At 73.2% G+C, this 14,282-nt stretch carries 15 protein-coding genes; 10 read left to right on the forward strand and 5 right to left on the reverse strand.

Translation table 11 applies throughout. The features are described 5' to 3' along the window. Positions 1-293: 293 nt before the first annotated feature. The 8 genes from ACIBNE_RS07770 to ACIBNE_RS07805 all read left to right on the forward strand — a co-directional run bounded on the left by ACIBNE_RS07770 (position 294) and on the right by ACIBNE_RS07805 (position 8,072). Complete coding sequence (locus ACIBNE_RS07770; RefSeq protein ID WP_399270557.1) at positions 294-2,177, forward strand: ATP-binding protein; 1,884 nt, start codon at positions 294-296, stop codon at positions 2,175-2,177. Continuing rightward, a complete protein-coding gene (locus ACIBNE_RS07775; protein ID WP_399270558.1) occupies positions 2,174-2,581 on the forward strand; it encodes a roadblock/LC7 domain-containing protein in 408 nt (135 codons plus the stop codon). The genes ACIBNE_RS07770 and ACIBNE_RS07775 overlap by 4 nt, the downstream gene beginning before the upstream one ends. Further along, entirely contained in the window at positions 2,578-2,943 is a 366-nt protein-coding gene (locus tag ACIBNE_RS07780) for a DUF742 domain-containing protein (RefSeq protein ID WP_399270559.1), read from the forward strand. Before ACIBNE_RS07775 ends, ACIBNE_RS07780 begins: the two co-directional genes overlap by 4 nt. 58 nt (positions 2,944-3,001) lie before the next feature. After that, on the forward strand, positions 3,002-3,568 hold the full coding sequence (locus ACIBNE_RS07785) for a GTP-binding protein (protein ID WP_399271264.1): 567 nt from the start codon (positions 3,002-3,004) through the stop codon (positions 3,566-3,568). Beyond that, a complete protein-coding gene (locus ACIBNE_RS07790) occupies positions 3,565-4,824 on the forward strand; it encodes a cytochrome P450 (protein WP_399270560.1) in 1,260 nt (419 codons plus the stop codon). The genes ACIBNE_RS07785 and ACIBNE_RS07790 overlap by 4 nt, the downstream gene beginning before the upstream one ends. Beyond that, positions 4,821-6,068 carry a cytochrome P450 gene (locus ACIBNE_RS07795; protein ID WP_399270561.1) on the forward strand — a complete coding sequence of 416 codons (1,248 nt, stop codon included), beginning with the start codon at positions 4,821-4,823 and terminating at the stop codon, positions 6,066-6,068. Before ACIBNE_RS07790 ends, ACIBNE_RS07795 begins: the two co-directional genes overlap by 4 nt. 115 nt (positions 6,069-6,183) lie before the next feature. Beyond that, positions 6,184-7,302: a phosphoserine transaminase gene (gene serC / locus ACIBNE_RS07800; RefSeq protein ID WP_399270562.1), complete on the forward strand. Its 1,119-nt coding sequence runs from the start codon at positions 6,184-6,186 to the stop codon at positions 7,300-7,302. 149 nt (positions 7,303-7,451) lie between these two features. After that, positions 7,452-8,072, forward strand: coding sequence for a Uma2 family endonuclease (locus ACIBNE_RS07805; RefSeq protein ID WP_399270563.1), 621 nt, complete (start codon positions 7,452-7,454; stop codon positions 8,070-8,072). A gap of 6 nt (positions 8,073-8,078) precedes the next feature. Here the strand turns inward: ACIBNE_RS07805 and ACIBNE_RS07810 are convergent, their stop codons facing one another. Both ACIBNE_RS07810 and ACIBNE_RS07815 read right to left on the reverse strand, forming a co-directional pair. Further along, the gene (locus ACIBNE_RS07810) at positions 8,079-8,903 is read right to left on the reverse strand and encodes an ABC transporter permease (RefSeq protein WP_399270564.1); all 825 of its coding nucleotides are present in this window, start codon (positions 8,901-8,903) and stop codon (positions 8,079-8,081) included. Next, complete coding sequence (locus ACIBNE_RS07815; RefSeq protein ID WP_399271265.1) at positions 8,900-9,880, reverse strand: ATP-binding cassette domain-containing protein; 981 nt, start codon at positions 9,878-9,880, stop codon at positions 8,900-8,902. Before ACIBNE_RS07815 ends, ACIBNE_RS07810 begins: the two co-directional genes overlap by 4 nt. A gap of 138 nt (positions 9,881-10,018) precedes the next feature. Between ACIBNE_RS07815 and ACIBNE_RS07820 the strand changes: the two genes are divergently transcribed. Beyond that, complete coding sequence (locus ACIBNE_RS07820; protein ID WP_399270565.1) at positions 10,019-10,861, forward strand: TetR/AcrR family transcriptional regulator; 843 nt, start codon at positions 10,019-10,021, stop codon at positions 10,859-10,861. Between the two features lie 63 nt (positions 10,862-10,924). On the opposite strand, the gene ACIBNE_RS07825 is transcribed toward ACIBNE_RS07820, so the two are convergent. Continuing rightward, positions 10,925-11,956 (reverse strand): WD40 repeat domain-containing protein, encoded by a 1,032-nt coding sequence (locus tag ACIBNE_RS07825; protein ID WP_399270566.1) that lies wholly within the window; start codon positions 11,954-11,956, stop codon positions 10,925-10,927. Positions 11,957-12,015: 59 nt separating this feature from the next. Between ACIBNE_RS07825 and ACIBNE_RS07830 the strand changes: the two genes are divergently transcribed. Next, a complete protein-coding gene (locus ACIBNE_RS07830) occupies positions 12,016-12,702 on the forward strand; it encodes a GDSL-type esterase/lipase family protein (protein WP_399270567.1) in 687 nt (228 codons plus the stop codon). On the opposite strand, the gene ACIBNE_RS07835 is transcribed toward ACIBNE_RS07830, so the two are convergent. Beyond that, the gene (locus tag ACIBNE_RS07835; protein ID WP_399270568.1) at positions 12,668-13,390 is read right to left on the reverse strand and encodes a PH domain-containing protein; all 723 of its coding nucleotides are present in this window, start codon (positions 13,388-13,390) and stop codon (positions 12,668-12,670) included. The two genes, ACIBNE_RS07830 and ACIBNE_RS07835, sit on opposite strands and share 35 nt — an antisense overlap. A gap of 190 nt (positions 13,391-13,580) precedes the next feature. After that, positions 13,581-14,168, reverse strand: a complete 588-nt coding sequence (locus ACIBNE_RS07840) for a hypothetical protein (protein ID WP_399270569.1) — start codon at positions 14,166-14,168, stop codon at positions 13,581-13,583. Positions 14,169-14,282 lie beyond the last annotated feature (114 nt).

Here is a 14,282-nt window from a genome sequence, read left to right on the forward strand (position 1 = left end):
ATGCTCCGACCGGGACGCACCTGATTAGATGTGACTTGAACCTATTTAGTCGCGGTTCCGGTGTACGAATGTCGACAGCGTTCATCGGAAGCATGCACGGGGGGCCTGCCAAACCGATCAATAACTCTCCTATAGTGACCCCGAATTAACCGGGAACTATTCACTCCAGTTCACGGCCCTGCTTTTCCGTCAGTTTTCACCCCGCCGCAACCCGCCGTACCCCGCCCGACCAGCTCCGCCCGCCGTGTCCGACGTCTCCGCCGCCCGCCGCAGTCCGCTCCCAAGGACCCACCTTGCACCCCTCTTCCCGGCCGACAGCGCTCGTCCTGCTGATATCCGCGGCCGTCACCGGTCTGCTCTGCCTCTGGGCGGCGGTGGCCGCGCCCGACACCGCGTGGGCCGTCGGTGCCGCCGCGGTGGCCGTGACCTCGGCCGTGACGCTCGCCGCGCACCACCGCTCCAGGGCGCAGGCACTGCGCGCGGCCAACGCCGAACTGACGCGCCGCGTCGAGCACCAGCACGCCGAACTGACCGCGCGGGCCCAGGCCCAGTACGCCGAGGTCACCGCCCGCGCCGAGGCCCGCGTCGCGGACGTGACCGCGCGCTCCGAGGCCCGGGTCGCCGACGTGACGGGCCGCGCCGAGGCCAGGGTCGCGGACGTGAGCGCCCGCGCGGAGGCCCGCGACGCCGAACTGACCGCCCGTACGCGGGCCCTGGCGGCCGACGTGGAGCGCCTTTCGGCCGCCGCGGCCGGCAGCGAGTCCGCGCGCGCCGCCGCCGTGTCCGCCTGCGCGAACGCCGCGGGCCGCATGCAGGCCCTGGCCACGAGCATGCTCGCCGACCTCCGCGAGATGGAGCACCGGCACGCCGACGAGGACGTGCTCGGCGACCTGCTGCACCTCGACCACCGCACCGCCCAGGCGGGCCGCCTCGCCGACTCCATCGCCGTGCTGACCGGGGCGCGCTCGGGCCGCCGCTGGGCCAAGCCGATCGTGATGGAGTCGATCCTGCGCGGCGCCATGGGCCGCATCGCGGGCTACCAGCGCATCCGGATCCACTCCGCGAGCGACATCGCGATCGCCGGGCACGCGGCGGAGGGCGTCATGCACGCCCTGGCCGAACTGCTCGACAACGCGGCGAACTTCTCGCCGCCCACCGCCGAGGTCCACGTGTACGTGGAGGAGGTGCCCGCCGGGGTCGTCCTCACCGTCGAGGACAGCGGCCTGGTCATGAGCGACGTGCAGCTGCGCCGCGCCGAGCGCGCGGTCTGCGCCGAGTCCACCGACCTCACCGCGCTCTCCGGCACCCGCCTGGGCCTCGCGGTCGTCGGCCGCCTGGCCCGCAAGCACGGCCTGAAGGTCTCCTTCCGCCCGTCGGCGCGCGGCGGCACGGGCGCCCTGCTGCTGGTCCCCCAGCCGCTGATCACCCGCGCCCCCAGGGCCACGGCCCCGGCGCCCGCCGCCATCCCGGCCGCGCCCGTGCCCCCGGCGATCCCCGCGGCCCCGGCCGCGCCCGTCCAGGCCGCGCCCGCCCCTGCCCCGGTCGCCCAGGCCCCGGTCGCGCCCGCCCCGCGCCCCGAGCCGGAGCCCGAGCACGCCTCGGGGTCCGAGCGCGCCCCGCTGTCCGGCGCGTCCGACACCTCGGGCACCCTCCCGGTCATCGGCGACAGCGGCCTGCCCAAGCGCCGCAGGGGCCGCACCCTGGCGGCCGCCGAGGCCCGCGCCGCCGCGCACGCCGAGCCCCAGCGCCGCAGCGCGTCCGACGACGCCGAGAACGCCCGTACGCAGGCCCTGCGCTTCAGCAGCTTCCGCGACGCGGTCCGCGCCGCGAGCGAGGCGCCGGCGGCCGAGGCGCCCGGCACGGATGCGTCCGCCACGAATGCGCCCGGCACGGTGGCGCCCAGCACGGATGCGCCCGGCACGGATGCGCGCGAGGCCGGTGCGCCCGGCACGGTGGCGCCCAGCACGAATGCGCCCAGCACGGTGGCGCGCGCGGCCGGTGCGCCCGGTGCGTCCGGCGCCGACGCGGCCTCCGCCCAGGCCCCCGCCCAAGCCCCCACCCAGGCGCCGAACGGCGCCCCCGCGGCCCCCGCTCCCGAGGCCCCGCAGCCCTCCCCCACGCCCACCTCAGAGGCGCCCACCGCCTCCCCGTCCCCGGAAGGCAACCCCGCCGCATGACCGCCTCACCCGCCACCACCGACGAGCAGCTCAACTGGCTCCTGGAGAGCCTGCTGGAGCGCACGCCAGGCACCCGCCACGCCCTCGTACTCTCCCGGGACGGGCTGAAGCTCTGCCGCACCCCGGAGCTCTCCGTCGACCAGGCCGACCAGCTCGCCGCGATCTCCGCGGGGATCCAGTCGCTCTCGCACGGCGCCTCGGTCGAGTTCGGCAACGGCACCGGCGGAGTGCGCTCCGCCATGACCGAGTTCTACGGCGGCATCCTCCTCATCGTCGAGGCGGGCGACGGCGCGCACCTCGCCGTCGTCGCCGACGAGGACTCCGACGTCGGCCTCGTCGGGCACAACATGAGCGAGCTCGTCGAGCAGCTCGGCGAGCACCTGATCGCACCGCCCCGCTCATGACGCCCCCGCGAAGCATCAGGGACGAGTCCCCCGACCGCCTCTACACCGTCACGGGCGGCCGCAGCCGCGCCACCGACGCGGACCGGTTCGACCTGGTCACCCTGGTCGTCGCGGAGAGCGGCCCCGCACCGGGCATGCAGTCGGAGCACACCGCGATCCTGCGGCTCTGCCAGGACGCGCCCACCGCCGTCGTGGAGCTCGCGGCGGAGCTGCGCCTGCCCGTGGGCATCGTGCGCATCCTGCTGTGCGACCTGCTGGACACCGGCCGGATCAGCGCCCGCCACCCGCGGCCGCTCGACGCATCGGCCGTCCCCGACCCCGACCTCCTTGAGCAGGTGCTCGTTGCACTCCGCAACCTCTGACCCCACCACGCCGGCCCCGGCCCAGGCCCCGGTTCCCGCGTCGACCGGCCGCCGTCCGCTGCGCAGCACCGCGGACAACGGCCTCAAGATCGTCATCGTGGGCGGCTTCGGCGCGGGCAAGACCACCATGGTCCGCTCGGTCAGCGAGATCCGCCCCCTCAACACCGAGGAGACGATGACCCGCGCGGGCGAGGCGGCGGGCGTGGACGACACCGCGTCGGTGCACACCAAGACCGCCACCACCGTCGCCTTCGACTTCGGCCGGATCACCGTCGACGAGCGCAACGTCCTCTACCTCTTCGGCGCCCCCGGCCAGGAGCGCTTCTGGTTCCTGTGGGACCGGCTCTTCTCCGGCACGCTCGGCGCGGTCGTCCTGGTCGACACCCGCCGGCTCTCCGACTCCTGGTACGCGATCGACCGCCTGGAGCGGCACGGCACGCCCTTCATCGTCGCCTGCAACGACTTCGGCGGCCCCGTCCACACCGAGGGCCAGATCCGCGAGGCGCTCGACCTGCCGCCCGACGTGCCGCTCGTGGAGTGCGACGCCCGGGACCGCTCGTCCAGCAAGTACGTACTGATCACGCTCCTGGAGCACCTCCAGTCGCTCTCCCGGAAGGCCACATGACCACCCCCGCAGCGCCCACCCCAGGCATCTGCCCGGTCCAGCACGCCGTCCCGCTGTCGGGACCCCGCTTCGCCACCGAACCGGGCGGGCTGTACCGCGAGATGCGCCGCGACCACGGCCAGGTGGTGCCCGTCGTGCTCGACGGCGACGTACCGGCCTGGCTGGTCGTCGGCTACCGCGAGCTGCACCAGGTCACCAGCGACCCGGTGCTCTTCTCGCGCGACTCCGACCTGTGGAACCAGTGGGACCGCATCCCCGCCGACTGGCCGCTGCTCCCGATGATCGGCCGCAAGCAGCCGTCGATCCTCTACACGGTCGGCGAGCGGCACACCCGCCGCGCCGGGCTCATCGGCGACGCGCTCGAAGAGGTCGACCCCTTCGCGCTCAAGCGGTACGCCGAGGAGTTCGCGGACGGGCTCATCGACGCGTTCTGCGGCATCGGCGAGGTCGACATCGTCAGCCGGTACGCGATGCTGCTCCCCGTCCGGGTGCTCGCCAAGATCTACGGCATCCCCGACGAGCGCGGCCCCAGCCTGGTCGCCGCGCTCAACGACATGATCGACGGCAAGGAGCGGGCCCTGGAGGGCCAGGGCCACGTCGTCGAGACGATCGGCGCCCTGATCGCCGAGAAGTCCGCGCGCCCCGGCAAGGACGTGGCGTCGCACCTGCTCACCCACGGCGCCCCGGAGTTCTCGCCCGAGGAGATCGCCCAGGACCTGATGGTCATGATGGCCGCAGGACACCAGCCGACCGCCGACTGGATCGGCAACACGCTGCGCCTGATGCTCACCGACACCCGCTTCGCCGCGTCCCTCTCGGGCGGCCGGCACAGCGTCGGCGAGGCCATGAACGAGGTGCTGTGGGAGGACACGCCCACCCAGAACGTCGCGGGCCGCTGGACGTCCCGCGACACCCACCTGGGCGGACGCCACATCAAGGCGGGCGACCTGCTGCTCCTGGGCCTGGCCGCCGCCAACGCCGACCCGCAGGTCCGCACCGACGGCTCGTCCCTCACCGGCGGCAACAACGCGTTCTTCTCGTTCGGCCACGGCGAGCACCGCTGCCCGTTCCCCGCGCAGGAGGTCGCCGAGGTCATCGCCCGTACGGCGGTCGAGGTGCTGCTCGACCGGCTGCCGGACATCGACCTGGCCGTCCCCGCCGAGTCCCTCACCCGCCGCCCCTCGCCGTGGCTGCGCGGACTCACCTCCCTGCCCGTCACCTTCAGCCCGACCCCCGCCATCGGAGGCACCAGATGACCGAAGCGTCCGCCGCCTGCCCGCACGCCGCGGGCGCGCCCGTCGTACTGGACCCCTTCGTCCGCGACCTGGACGGCGAGAGCGCGACCCTGCGCGCCGCCGGCCCGCTGGCGCGGGTCGAACTCCCGGGCGGCGTCGAGGTGTTCGCGGTCACGCACTACGCGGAGGCCCGCCAGCTCCTCACCGATCCGCGCCTGGTGAAGGACATCGACGTCTGGGGCAAGTGGCAGCGCGGCGAGATACCCCTGGACTGGCCGCTGATCGGGCTGGTCAACCCGGGCCCCTCGATGCTGACGGCGGACGGCGCCGAGCACCGCAGGCTGCGGACGCTGGTCGCGCAGGCGCTCACCCCCAAGCGGGTGGAGCTGCTGCGCGAGTCCATCCAGGAGATGACGGACGCGCTGCTGGACGGCCTCGCGTCCCACCCGGCGGGTGAAGTGGTGGACCTCAAGGCGGAGTTCGCCTGGCCGCTGCCGATGCAGGTCGTGTCCCGGCTGATGGGCGTGGACGAGGCGGACCACCCCCGGCTCAAGACGCTCTTCGAGAAGTTCTTCTCCACGCAGACGCCTCCCGCCGAGGTGCTGGGGGTCCTCGCGGAGATGCGGGAACTCTTCTCCCGCATCCTGGAAGAGAAGAAGAGCACTCCGGGCGACGACCTGACGAGCGCGCTCATCGAGGCGTCGGAGGACGGGGACCGGCTGTCGGCGGAGGAGATCCTCAACACCCTCCAGGTGATGATGGTCGCGGGCCACGAGACGACGATCAGCCTGATCGTCAACGCGGTGGTCGCGCTGCGGACGCACCCCGAGCAGCTGGCGCGGGTGCTGGCCGGGGAGATCCCCTGGGAGGGGGTCATCGAGGAGACGCTGCGGTGGTCGACGCCGACGTCGCACGTCCTGATCCGGTTCGCGACGGAGGACATCGCGGTCGGGGACCGGGTCCTGCCGGCGGGCGAGGGCCTGATGATCTCGTTCGCGGCGCTGGGGCGCGATGCGGCGCAGTTCGGGGAGACGGCGGGCGAGTTCGACGCGACCCGCAGCCCGAACCGGCACATCTCGTTCGGGCACGGGCCGCACGTGTGCCCCGGGGCGGCGCTGTCCCGCCTGGAGGCGTCCGTGGCGCTCCCCGCGCTGTTCGCGCGGTTCCCCTCGCTGGACCTGGCGGTCCCGGCGGCCGAGCTCCGCCACAAGCCGGTCCTGACCCAGAACGACCTCTACGACCTCCCGGTCCGCCTGGCCCCGTAGCGCTGCGGGGGCGGGGTGGGCACACGCCGCGCGTGCCCGCCCCGCCCCGGACGCCCCGGTCTCACCGGGCGGACGCGATCTCCGGGGCACCCCCCGGAGCCGCTAGGCTCCGCCCGTGGCTGAGATCCGGATTCCCGCTGACATCAAGCCCGCCGACGGCCGTTTCGGCGCGGGCCCCTCCAAGGTGCGTACGGAGGCGCTGGACGCCCTCGCGGCCACCGGCACGTCCCTCCTGGGCACGTCGCACCGCCAGGCTCCGGTGAAGAACCTGGTCGGCTCGGTGCGCGAGGGAATCCGTTCCCTCTTCTCCCTCCCCGACGGCTACGAGGTGATCCTCGGCAACGGCGGCTCCACCGCCTTCTGGGACGTCGCGACCCACGGCCTGATCGAGAACAGGTCGCAGCACCTCTCCTTCGGCGAGTTCTCCTCGAAGTTCGCGAAGGCCGCCAAGCTCGCCCCGTGGCTCGCCGACCCCTCCGTCATCTCCTCCGACCCGGGCACCCACCCGGACCCGGTCGCCGAGGCGGGCGTGGACGTCTACGCGTTCACGCACAACGAGACCTCGACGGGCGTCGCGGCGCCGATCGAGCGCGTCGCGGGCGCCGACGAGGGCGCCCTCGTCCTGGTCGACGCGACCTCGGGCGCGGGCGGCCTCCCGGTGGACATCACCGAGACGGACGTCTACTACTTCGCCCCGCAGAAGTCCTTCGCCTCGGACGGCGGCCTGTGGATCGCCGCCTTCTCCCCCGCAGCCCTGGAGCGCGCCCGGCGGATCCACGCCTCGGGCCGCCACGTCCCGGAGTTCTTCAGCCTGCCGACGGCGATCGACAACTCCCTGAAGAACCAGACATACAACACCCCGGCGCTGTCCACGCTCTTCCTCCTGAACGAGCAGCTGACCTGGTTCAACTCCCAGGGCGGCCTGGACTGGGCGACGGCCCGCACCGCCGAGTCGGCCCGCACGCTGTACGGCTGGGCCGAGGAGTCCAAGTACGCGTCCCCGTTCGTCGCGGACGCCGCGAAGCGCTCGAACGTCATCGGCACGATCGACTTCGACGCCGAGGTCGACGCGGCGGCGGTCGCCAAGGCGCTGCGCGCCAACGGCATCGTGGACACCGAGCCGTACCGCAAGCTGGGCCGCAACCAGCTGCGCGTCGCGATGTTCCCGGCGATCGACCCGGCGGACGTGGCGGCACTGACGCGGTGCGTCGACTACGTGATCGAGCAGCTGTAACCCCGCAGCACGTACGAAGGGCCCCGCCGCACAGGTCGTGCGCCGGGGCCCTTCGCGCTCCCTCGACAGGGTGAACGGTCACGTACAGGACACATGGGGTCGCCCCGCCCTACGACGATGCTCTCGACCCAAGCCATTCAGGAGGCCCCATGTCTGCGGCAGCAGTCGAGCACCCCTGCGACGGCGAGCCGGAGACCCTGCTCGAAACGGCCGACAGGCTCATGGAGCGGAACCCCGGCTATCGCGTCGAGATCATCGGAGGCGTCATCACCGTGACCCCGTTGGCGGACATCCGCCATTCGCGTGTGCTGACCAAGCTCATGAGGCCGTTCCTCGCAGCCGGTCTGCACGACGGGGAGACCGAGATCCACCAGGCCATCAGCGTCTGGCTGCCGAGCGGCCCCTCGGACTACGTCATTCCCGACCTGGCGATCGTCGACGCGGACATCGACGACCACATGATCGATGACGGCGGTGCCGACCCGGCCTGCTTCCGCCTCGTCCTGGAGGTCACCTCCAGCAACTACAACAACGACCTGCGCAACAAGGTCGCCGCCTACGCGGGCGCCGGGATCCCGGTCTACGTGATCGTCGACCGCAAGCACCAGCGCGTCCACGTCCTGACCGAGCCGGACGGCACCGAGTACGGCAGCCACCGCGTCCACGCCCCCGGTGAGCAGGTCACCCTTCCCGACTCCATCGGCGCCAAGGTCACCCTCGACGTCGAGGCCCTGATCGAGGCCGGGGCCCGGCGGCGGGTCCGCCAGTAGCAGGCCTCACCTGCTCAGCCGCTGGAACCTGCGCACCGCCAGCGGCAGGAACACCGCCGTGATGGCCAGCGGCCACACCACCGCCATCAGCAGTGCGTTCTCCTGCACCCAACTGCCGTCGCTCGCGACCGGGTTGCCGAACAGTTCGCGGGCCGCCGCGGCCGTCGAGGAGATCGGGTTCCAGGCCGCGACCGTGCCCAGCCAGTCCGGCATCGTGGACGGCGGGACGAAGACGCTGGAGATCATCGTGAGCGGGAACGCCACCGCGTAGAGCGAGCCCGCCGCCTCCGGGGTCGGGACCAGCAGGCCCAGCAGGATGCCCACCCAGATCAGGCAGAACCGCAGCAGCAGGAGCAGGCCGAACGCGCCCAGCGAGGCGAGCACGCCGCCGTCCGCGCGCCAGCCCATCGCCAGTGCCGTCAGGGCCAGGATCGTCAGTTCGGCCGCGGCCACGATCAGGTCGTTGACGCCGCGCCCCGTGACCACCGCCGACGGCGCCATGGGCATCGAGCGGAACCGGTCGATGACGCCCTTGTTCGCGTCGGTCACCACCGCGATCGCGGTGTTCATGAAGCCGAAGGCCATCGTCATCGCGAACATGCCGGGCATCAGGAAGTCGCGGACGCTGCCCCCGTCGGGCGCCTTCATCGCGCCGCCGAACACGTACCCGTACAGCAGCACCGAGAGGATCGGGAAGCCCAGCTGCCACACGATCAGCACCGGCTGGCGCCGGTAGTAGGTCAGGCCCCTGCGCACCAGGTTCAGGCAGTCGGCGACGGCCCAGTAGGCGCGGCCGTGCCGCTCGTCCACGTTCAGGTCGACGGCGCTCATGCCGCGGCCCCCTTCTCCTCGGTCTCCGCGGTCTCTTCCGTACGGTGTCCGGTCAGGCGCATGAAGACGTCGTCCAGGCTCGGCCTGCGCAGCCCGATGTCCTCGACCGCGATCCCCTCGTCCTGGAGGGTCCGCGCGACCTCGGTGAGCGCCGCGACCCGGTCCTCGACCTGGGCGTGCACCCGCCGCTCCAGCTCGTCGACCTCCGGTTCGGCCACCGAGACCCGCGCGACGGTCTTGGCGACGGCCGGCAGGTCGGCGGCCTCGGCCGCGACGACCTCGATCCGGTCGCCGCCGACCCGGTCCTTCAGCCCGTCGGGGGTGTCGTCGGCGATGGCGCGGCCCTGGTCGATGACGGTGACGCGGGAGGCGAGCCGGTCGGCCTCCTCCAGGTACTGCGTCGTCAGCAGCACCGTCGTGCCGCCCGCCACCAGCGCCCGCACCGCGTCCCAGACCTCGCCCCTGCTGCGCGGGTCGAGCCCGGTCGTCGGCTCGTCCAGGAACAGCACGTCGGGCGCGAGGATCATCGACGAGGCCAGGTCCAGGCGGCGGCGCATCCCGCCGCTGTACTTGCCCGCGCCCTTCTCCGCCGCGTCCACCAGGTCGAACCGCTCCAGGAGTTCCTGCGCCCGCAGCTTCGCGCGCCGCCCCCCGAGGTGGAAGAGCCGCCCGAACATCTCCAGGTTCTGCCGCCCGGTCAGCGTCTCGTCGACCGCCGCGTACTGCCCGGCGAGCCCGATCCTGCGCCGTACGCCCCGGGCGTCGCGCGCCACGTCCACGCCCGCGACCTCGGCGCGCCCCGCGTCGAACCGCAGCAGCGTCGCCAGCGCGCGCACCGCGGTCGTCTTGCCCGCGCCGTTGGGCCCGAGCAGTCCGTGGACGGTCCCCCTGCGCACCTCCAGGTCGAAGCCGTCCAGCGCGCGCTTGTCCCCGTACCTCTTCTCAAGCCCCTCGGCGATCACGGCGTATTCGTTCACGACCACGTCCCTCTCCACCCTCCGGCACCGCCCCGCGCTCCCGCACCCGGGACTCCCGCACCCGGCTAACTGAGTACACCGTACCCGAATGCGAGTACACCGTACCCAGTTTTTCCGGCAGGGACTACCCTGGCCCTCATGACCAGCACGGAGACCGCCGGCAGCGGTGACATCCCCAAGAGCCTCGAACTGCTCTGGGGCACCGGAGAGCGCCCCACCCGGGGCCCCAAGCCCGGCCTGACCCTGGACCGGATCGTCACGGCCGCCGTCGCGGTCGCCGACGCGGAGGGCATCGGCGCGGTGTCGATGCGCCGCCTCTCCACGGAGCTGGGCACGGGCACGATGTCGCTCTACCGGTACGTCCCCGGCAAGGCCGAACTCCTCGACCTGATGCTCGACCGGGTGCAGGCCGAGCCCTTCGCCGCGTACGACGCCGAGGGCGCGGCCCCGCCCGACGACTGGCGCGTCGCGATCGAGCGCATGGCCCGCACGTACCACGGGCTGCTGCACGCCCACCCCTGGCTGCTGCACGTCAACGAGACCCGCACGGTCCTGGGCCCGTCCGCCGTGCGCGGCCTGGAGATCGCCCTCGGCGGGCTGCGCGGGATGGGGCTGCGCGACGCGGAGAAGATCTCCGTGGTCATCACGGTGAACAACTGGGCGTTCGGCATGGCCCGGATGGAGATCCTGGCGGCGCGGGCCGCCGAGGAGACCGGCATGAGCGACGAGGCGTTCTACGCGGCGCAGGAGTCCGTGCTGTCGCGGGTCATGGTCAGCGGGGCGTACCCGCTGATGGCCGCGCTGGAGGAGGACACGTTCTCCCGGGACTTCGACCACTTCGCGTTCGGGCTGCGCCGCCTGGTCGAGGGGTTCGAGAGGCTGGTGGCACAGCGCGCCGAGGTCGGTGCGGACGGCGCGGCCGGTACGGACGGCGCGGGCGGCGCGGGCGCGGCGCCCTCCGCCTGCCGGCCCCCCGAGTGACGCCCGCGTGACCCCCGGTAGGGCCGGGTAGGGCCGGGTAGGGCCGGGTAGGGCCCGGGAAGGCTACGCCTTCCGCTTCCCGAACAGCCGCTTCAGCCCCACGAACACCACCGCCGCGCCCGCGAGCACGAGCGCGCCCAGCGTGACGCTCCCCTTCTCTCCCCCGCCGCCGTCGCCGCCCCCGTCGCCGCTCCCGCCGTCACCGCTCGCGTCCCCGGAGGGCGACGAGCCGCCCCCGCCCCGCCCCTCGACCCGCACGCTCTCGACGCCGCTCCCCTCGCCCTCCGAGCCAAAGAGCATCGACTTCCCGTCGAGCGTGTACGTCACCGACTCCGACTGCCCCTGGATCGGCGCCCGCACCCGGCGGTCGGCGCCGAGGCGGCCGTCCTTCCACTCGTAGGCCCGCGCGCTGAAGTACGAGCGGAAGACGACCTCCCGGCCGTCGGGCGAGAACGCCCCGTCGGTCACCCACGGCACCTCGCCGACGCGCCGGAACACGTTGGTGCCGGACGCGGAGAGCTTCGCGGGACCCTCGTAGAGCCCGCCGCCGTCCTCGTTCTTCGACGCGATGTAGGCCCGGCCGGTCCTGGGGTGGATCATCAACGCCTCGGCGTTGCGCGGCCCGTCGGCGTACTTCACCACGAACTGCCGCGCCGTGACCGTCTGGTCGCGCAGTTCCTTCGGCTCGGGGAAGCGGTAGATCCACACGTGGTCCCAGGAGCCGTTGAGGTTGTCGCCGATGTCCCCCACGTACACCGCGCCGTCGGGCCCGACCGAGATCGCCTCCATGTCGCGGGGCGTGCCGACCCCGCGCAGCGTGACCGTCGCCACGGTCTTCCCCGTCCTCCCGTCCACCGCGAACACCCGGGGTTCGTCCTGGTCGTTGTGCGTCCAGTAGACGCCGGGGTGGGCGCGGCTCGCGGCGAGGCCGCTGGACTCGGTGATCCGGGGGTCCTGGAGGGTGAACCCGCCGTCGTCGGCGCGGGCGGGCCCGGCGGCGGCGAGCACGAGGCCCGCGAGGGCGGGCGCGAGCAGGACGGCGGCGGAGGCGGCAGCCGGACCGGGGGCCGCCGGGGTCGTACGCAACGAACGCATGACCCCAGTGTCCATGGTCACATCGCACAGCCGTGCGCCGATCGGCGATGATGTGGCGCATGCGTTTCATGTTCGTCGGCGATTCCATGACCATCGGGCGCGCCGGGGACTGGACCTGGCGCTACCGCATGTGGCAGCACCTCGGGGAGGGCGCGGAGGTGGTGGGCCCGCGCACGGCCCTGCACGACTCGGCGGACGGTTACGCGGACCCGGACTTCCCGCCGCACGCCCGCCGCCACCTCGCCGGGTGGGGCGAGGGCTGGCTGCACATGGCGCCGCTGATCGGCGGGACGGTGGCCGAGCACCGCCCGGACGTCCTGCTGATCTCGCTGGGCCTGATCGACCTGGGCTTCTACACCGACGCCGGGCAGACCGACGAGAACGTCCGCGCGTTCCTCGCCGCCGCGCGGGCCGCGTCGCCCGGGATCCGGATGGTGGTCCTGCCGGTGATCCCCAACGTGCGCGCGGAGACCGACGCGCCGTTCGCCGCGGAGGTCGCGCGGTTCAACGAACTCCTCGCGAAGACCGTCGCGGACGCGGACGCTCCGGCGTCGCCGCTCCTGCTGGCGTCGGTCCCGGCGTCGTACGACATCCACACCGACACCTACGACGGGACGCACCCGGGCCCGAGCGGCGAGCACAAACTGGCGGCGGCGTTCGCGACGGCCCTGCACCAGGCGTGGGGCGTGGGCGGCCCCTACCGCGGGGCTCCTACTCCGGGGACCGCACCGCGCGCCGGTAGCTGAGCGAGAAGGCGAGCACGAAGACGAGCGCGGGTCCGCCCGCGCAGATGACGACGGGGTTCAGCGCGTCCTCGACGCCGGCGGGCACGGAGTCGCCGACCATCACGAACACCATCAGCGCGAGGAACGGCACGTAGCTGAGCATCGCCCAGCCGAAGCCGCTGAGCAGCGCCGTGCGCCGGGCCGCGCCGCGCGCGATGGTCCGCGCGTCGTCGGGGGACGCGGCCCAGGTGGGGCCGCGGTGCTCGGCCCAGAGCGTACGCAGGTGCTCGGCCTCGCGGTCGACGGAGACGTGCGCGTCGTCCACGTACATCAGCTGCACGCGCCGCCCGCCGTCCCCGTACGCGTAGCACAGGAGGGTGGGCGCGCCCTTCTGCATCCCGGCGGACGGGTTGGGCTCGACCCGGATGTCCTGCACCTCGGCCCACCGCAGCCGCCGCGTGCGCCCGAACCCCTTGACGGTGAGCCCGCCCCGGTCGACGAGCGTGGCGCAGCGCTGCGCTGCGACGACCAGCCACCCGAAGAAGACGAGGACGAGGACGGTGACGAGGAGCTTCACCCAGCCCGGTATGAACTCCCCGGTGAGGACCGGGAAGAGCGAGACGGGCGCGCCGACGACCACGGCCCCGACGAGGGCGTTGCGGCGACCGTCTCTCAACTTGTAGGTACGCAGCGGAAGTTGCTGTGACATTCCCTCACCCCTGAGGCTCACTCCGACCGGCCGGAGCACAGAGTAGGGCGTGCGGGGCCACCGTGACCCCCTGAGGAGCGACGAGTTCTCGGGCGGAGCGGCGGGCCCGTGAGAGCCACCGCACACGGAAGCGGCGCTCCCCGGGGATCGTTTCCCCGGGAAGCGCCGCCTGAGCGCCCGCCTCCCGTGCTCAGAGCTCTCCGCGCGCCCCGCGCGTCCTGCGCTGGTAGTAGTGGACCGTGACCGCCCCCAGCGCGGGACCCCAGAGGATCATCGGGGCGTACGTGGCGTTCAGGAGCCAGATGGCCCACCGCGCGCCCTCCATGTCCGCGTGGAAGGTGCTGTAGATGAACGCCGCGCCGTAGATCGTGGTGGCCACCGCGCCGAACGCGCCGAGGCCCGTGGCGACCTTCACCGAGACGGGGCGGCCCCCGACGAAGGGGATGAAGCGGGGCCAGGTCTCGCCCCACTGGCGGATGAGGCCGAGGGTGAGCAGGGCCAGGCCCTCCGAGAGCGCCGTGAGGAAGAGCAGGTAGAACGAGCCCCAGCCCGGCGCGTGCATCCGGTCGTACTCGACCTGCGCGAGGCCCACCGGAATGCCGACCGCGATGGCCAGGCGCCACAGGCCCGAGGGGACGTTCGCCCACGCCGCCGCCTGCGCCGCCAGCTCCGCCCAGCGCGGCACGCCGGGGAGCGTCTTGGGCGAACGCGCGGCGCCGGTGAGGTTGGTGCTCGCGGCGTGGATTCCGGTGGCGTTTCCTGCGGCGGTGGTGCTCATGGCGGGCTCCTGGGCGGGTGGGTGCCTTCGTCCCCGAGTTCGTTCGGGCTGATGGGATCAGCGTAGGAAGGGGGCGGGGTCCCCCACATCTGCCGATCGGCAGATTCCCGGCGG

The sequence above is a fragment of the Streptomyces sp. NPDC050504 genome, from assembly GCF_044458065.1.
Taxonomy (GTDB): domain Bacteria; phylum Actinomycetota; class Actinomycetes; order Streptomycetales; family Streptomycetaceae; genus Streptomyces.

Bases quoted from the DNA above. Each gene is read 5' to 3' on its own strand.
- ACIBNE_RS07775 (WP_399270558.1), top strand. From the start codon at position 2,174: ATGACCGCCTCACCCGCCACCACCGACGAGCAGCTCAACTGGCTCCTG.
- ACIBNE_RS07830 (WP_399270567.1), top strand. From the start codon at position 12,016: ATGCGTTTCATGTTCGTCGGCGATTCCATGACCATCGGGCGCGCCGGG.
- ACIBNE_RS07835 (WP_399270568.1), bottom strand. From the start codon at position 13,390: ATGTCACAGCAACTTCCGCTGCGTACCTACAAGTTGAGAGACGGTCGC.
- ACIBNE_RS07825 (WP_399270566.1), bottom strand. From the start codon at position 11,956: ATGCGTTCGTTGCGTACGACCCCGGCGGCCCCCGGTCCGGCTGCCGCC.
- ACIBNE_RS07840 (WP_399270569.1), bottom strand. From the start codon at position 14,168: ATGAGCACCACCGCCGCAGGAAACGCCACCGGAATCCACGCCGCGAGC.
- ACIBNE_RS07820 (WP_399270565.1), top strand. From the start codon at position 10,019: ATGACCAGCACGGAGACCGCCGGCAGCGGTGACATCCCCAAGAGCCTC.
- ACIBNE_RS07810 (WP_399270564.1), bottom strand. From the start codon at position 8,903: ATGAGCGCCGTCGACCTGAACGTGGACGAGCGGCACGGCCGCGCCTAC.
- ACIBNE_RS07795 (WP_399270561.1), top strand. From the start codon at position 4,821: ATGACCGAAGCGTCCGCCGCCTGCCCGCACGCCGCGGGCGCGCCCGTC.
- ACIBNE_RS07790 (WP_399270560.1), top strand. From the start codon at position 3,565: ATGACCACCCCCGCAGCGCCCACCCCAGGCATCTGCCCGGTCCAGCAC.
- ACIBNE_RS07780 (WP_399270559.1), top strand. From the start codon at position 2,578: ATGACGCCCCCGCGAAGCATCAGGGACGAGTCCCCCGACCGCCTCTAC.
- ACIBNE_RS07805 (WP_399270563.1), top strand. From the start codon at position 7,452: ATGTCTGCGGCAGCAGTCGAGCACCCCTGCGACGGCGAGCCGGAGACC.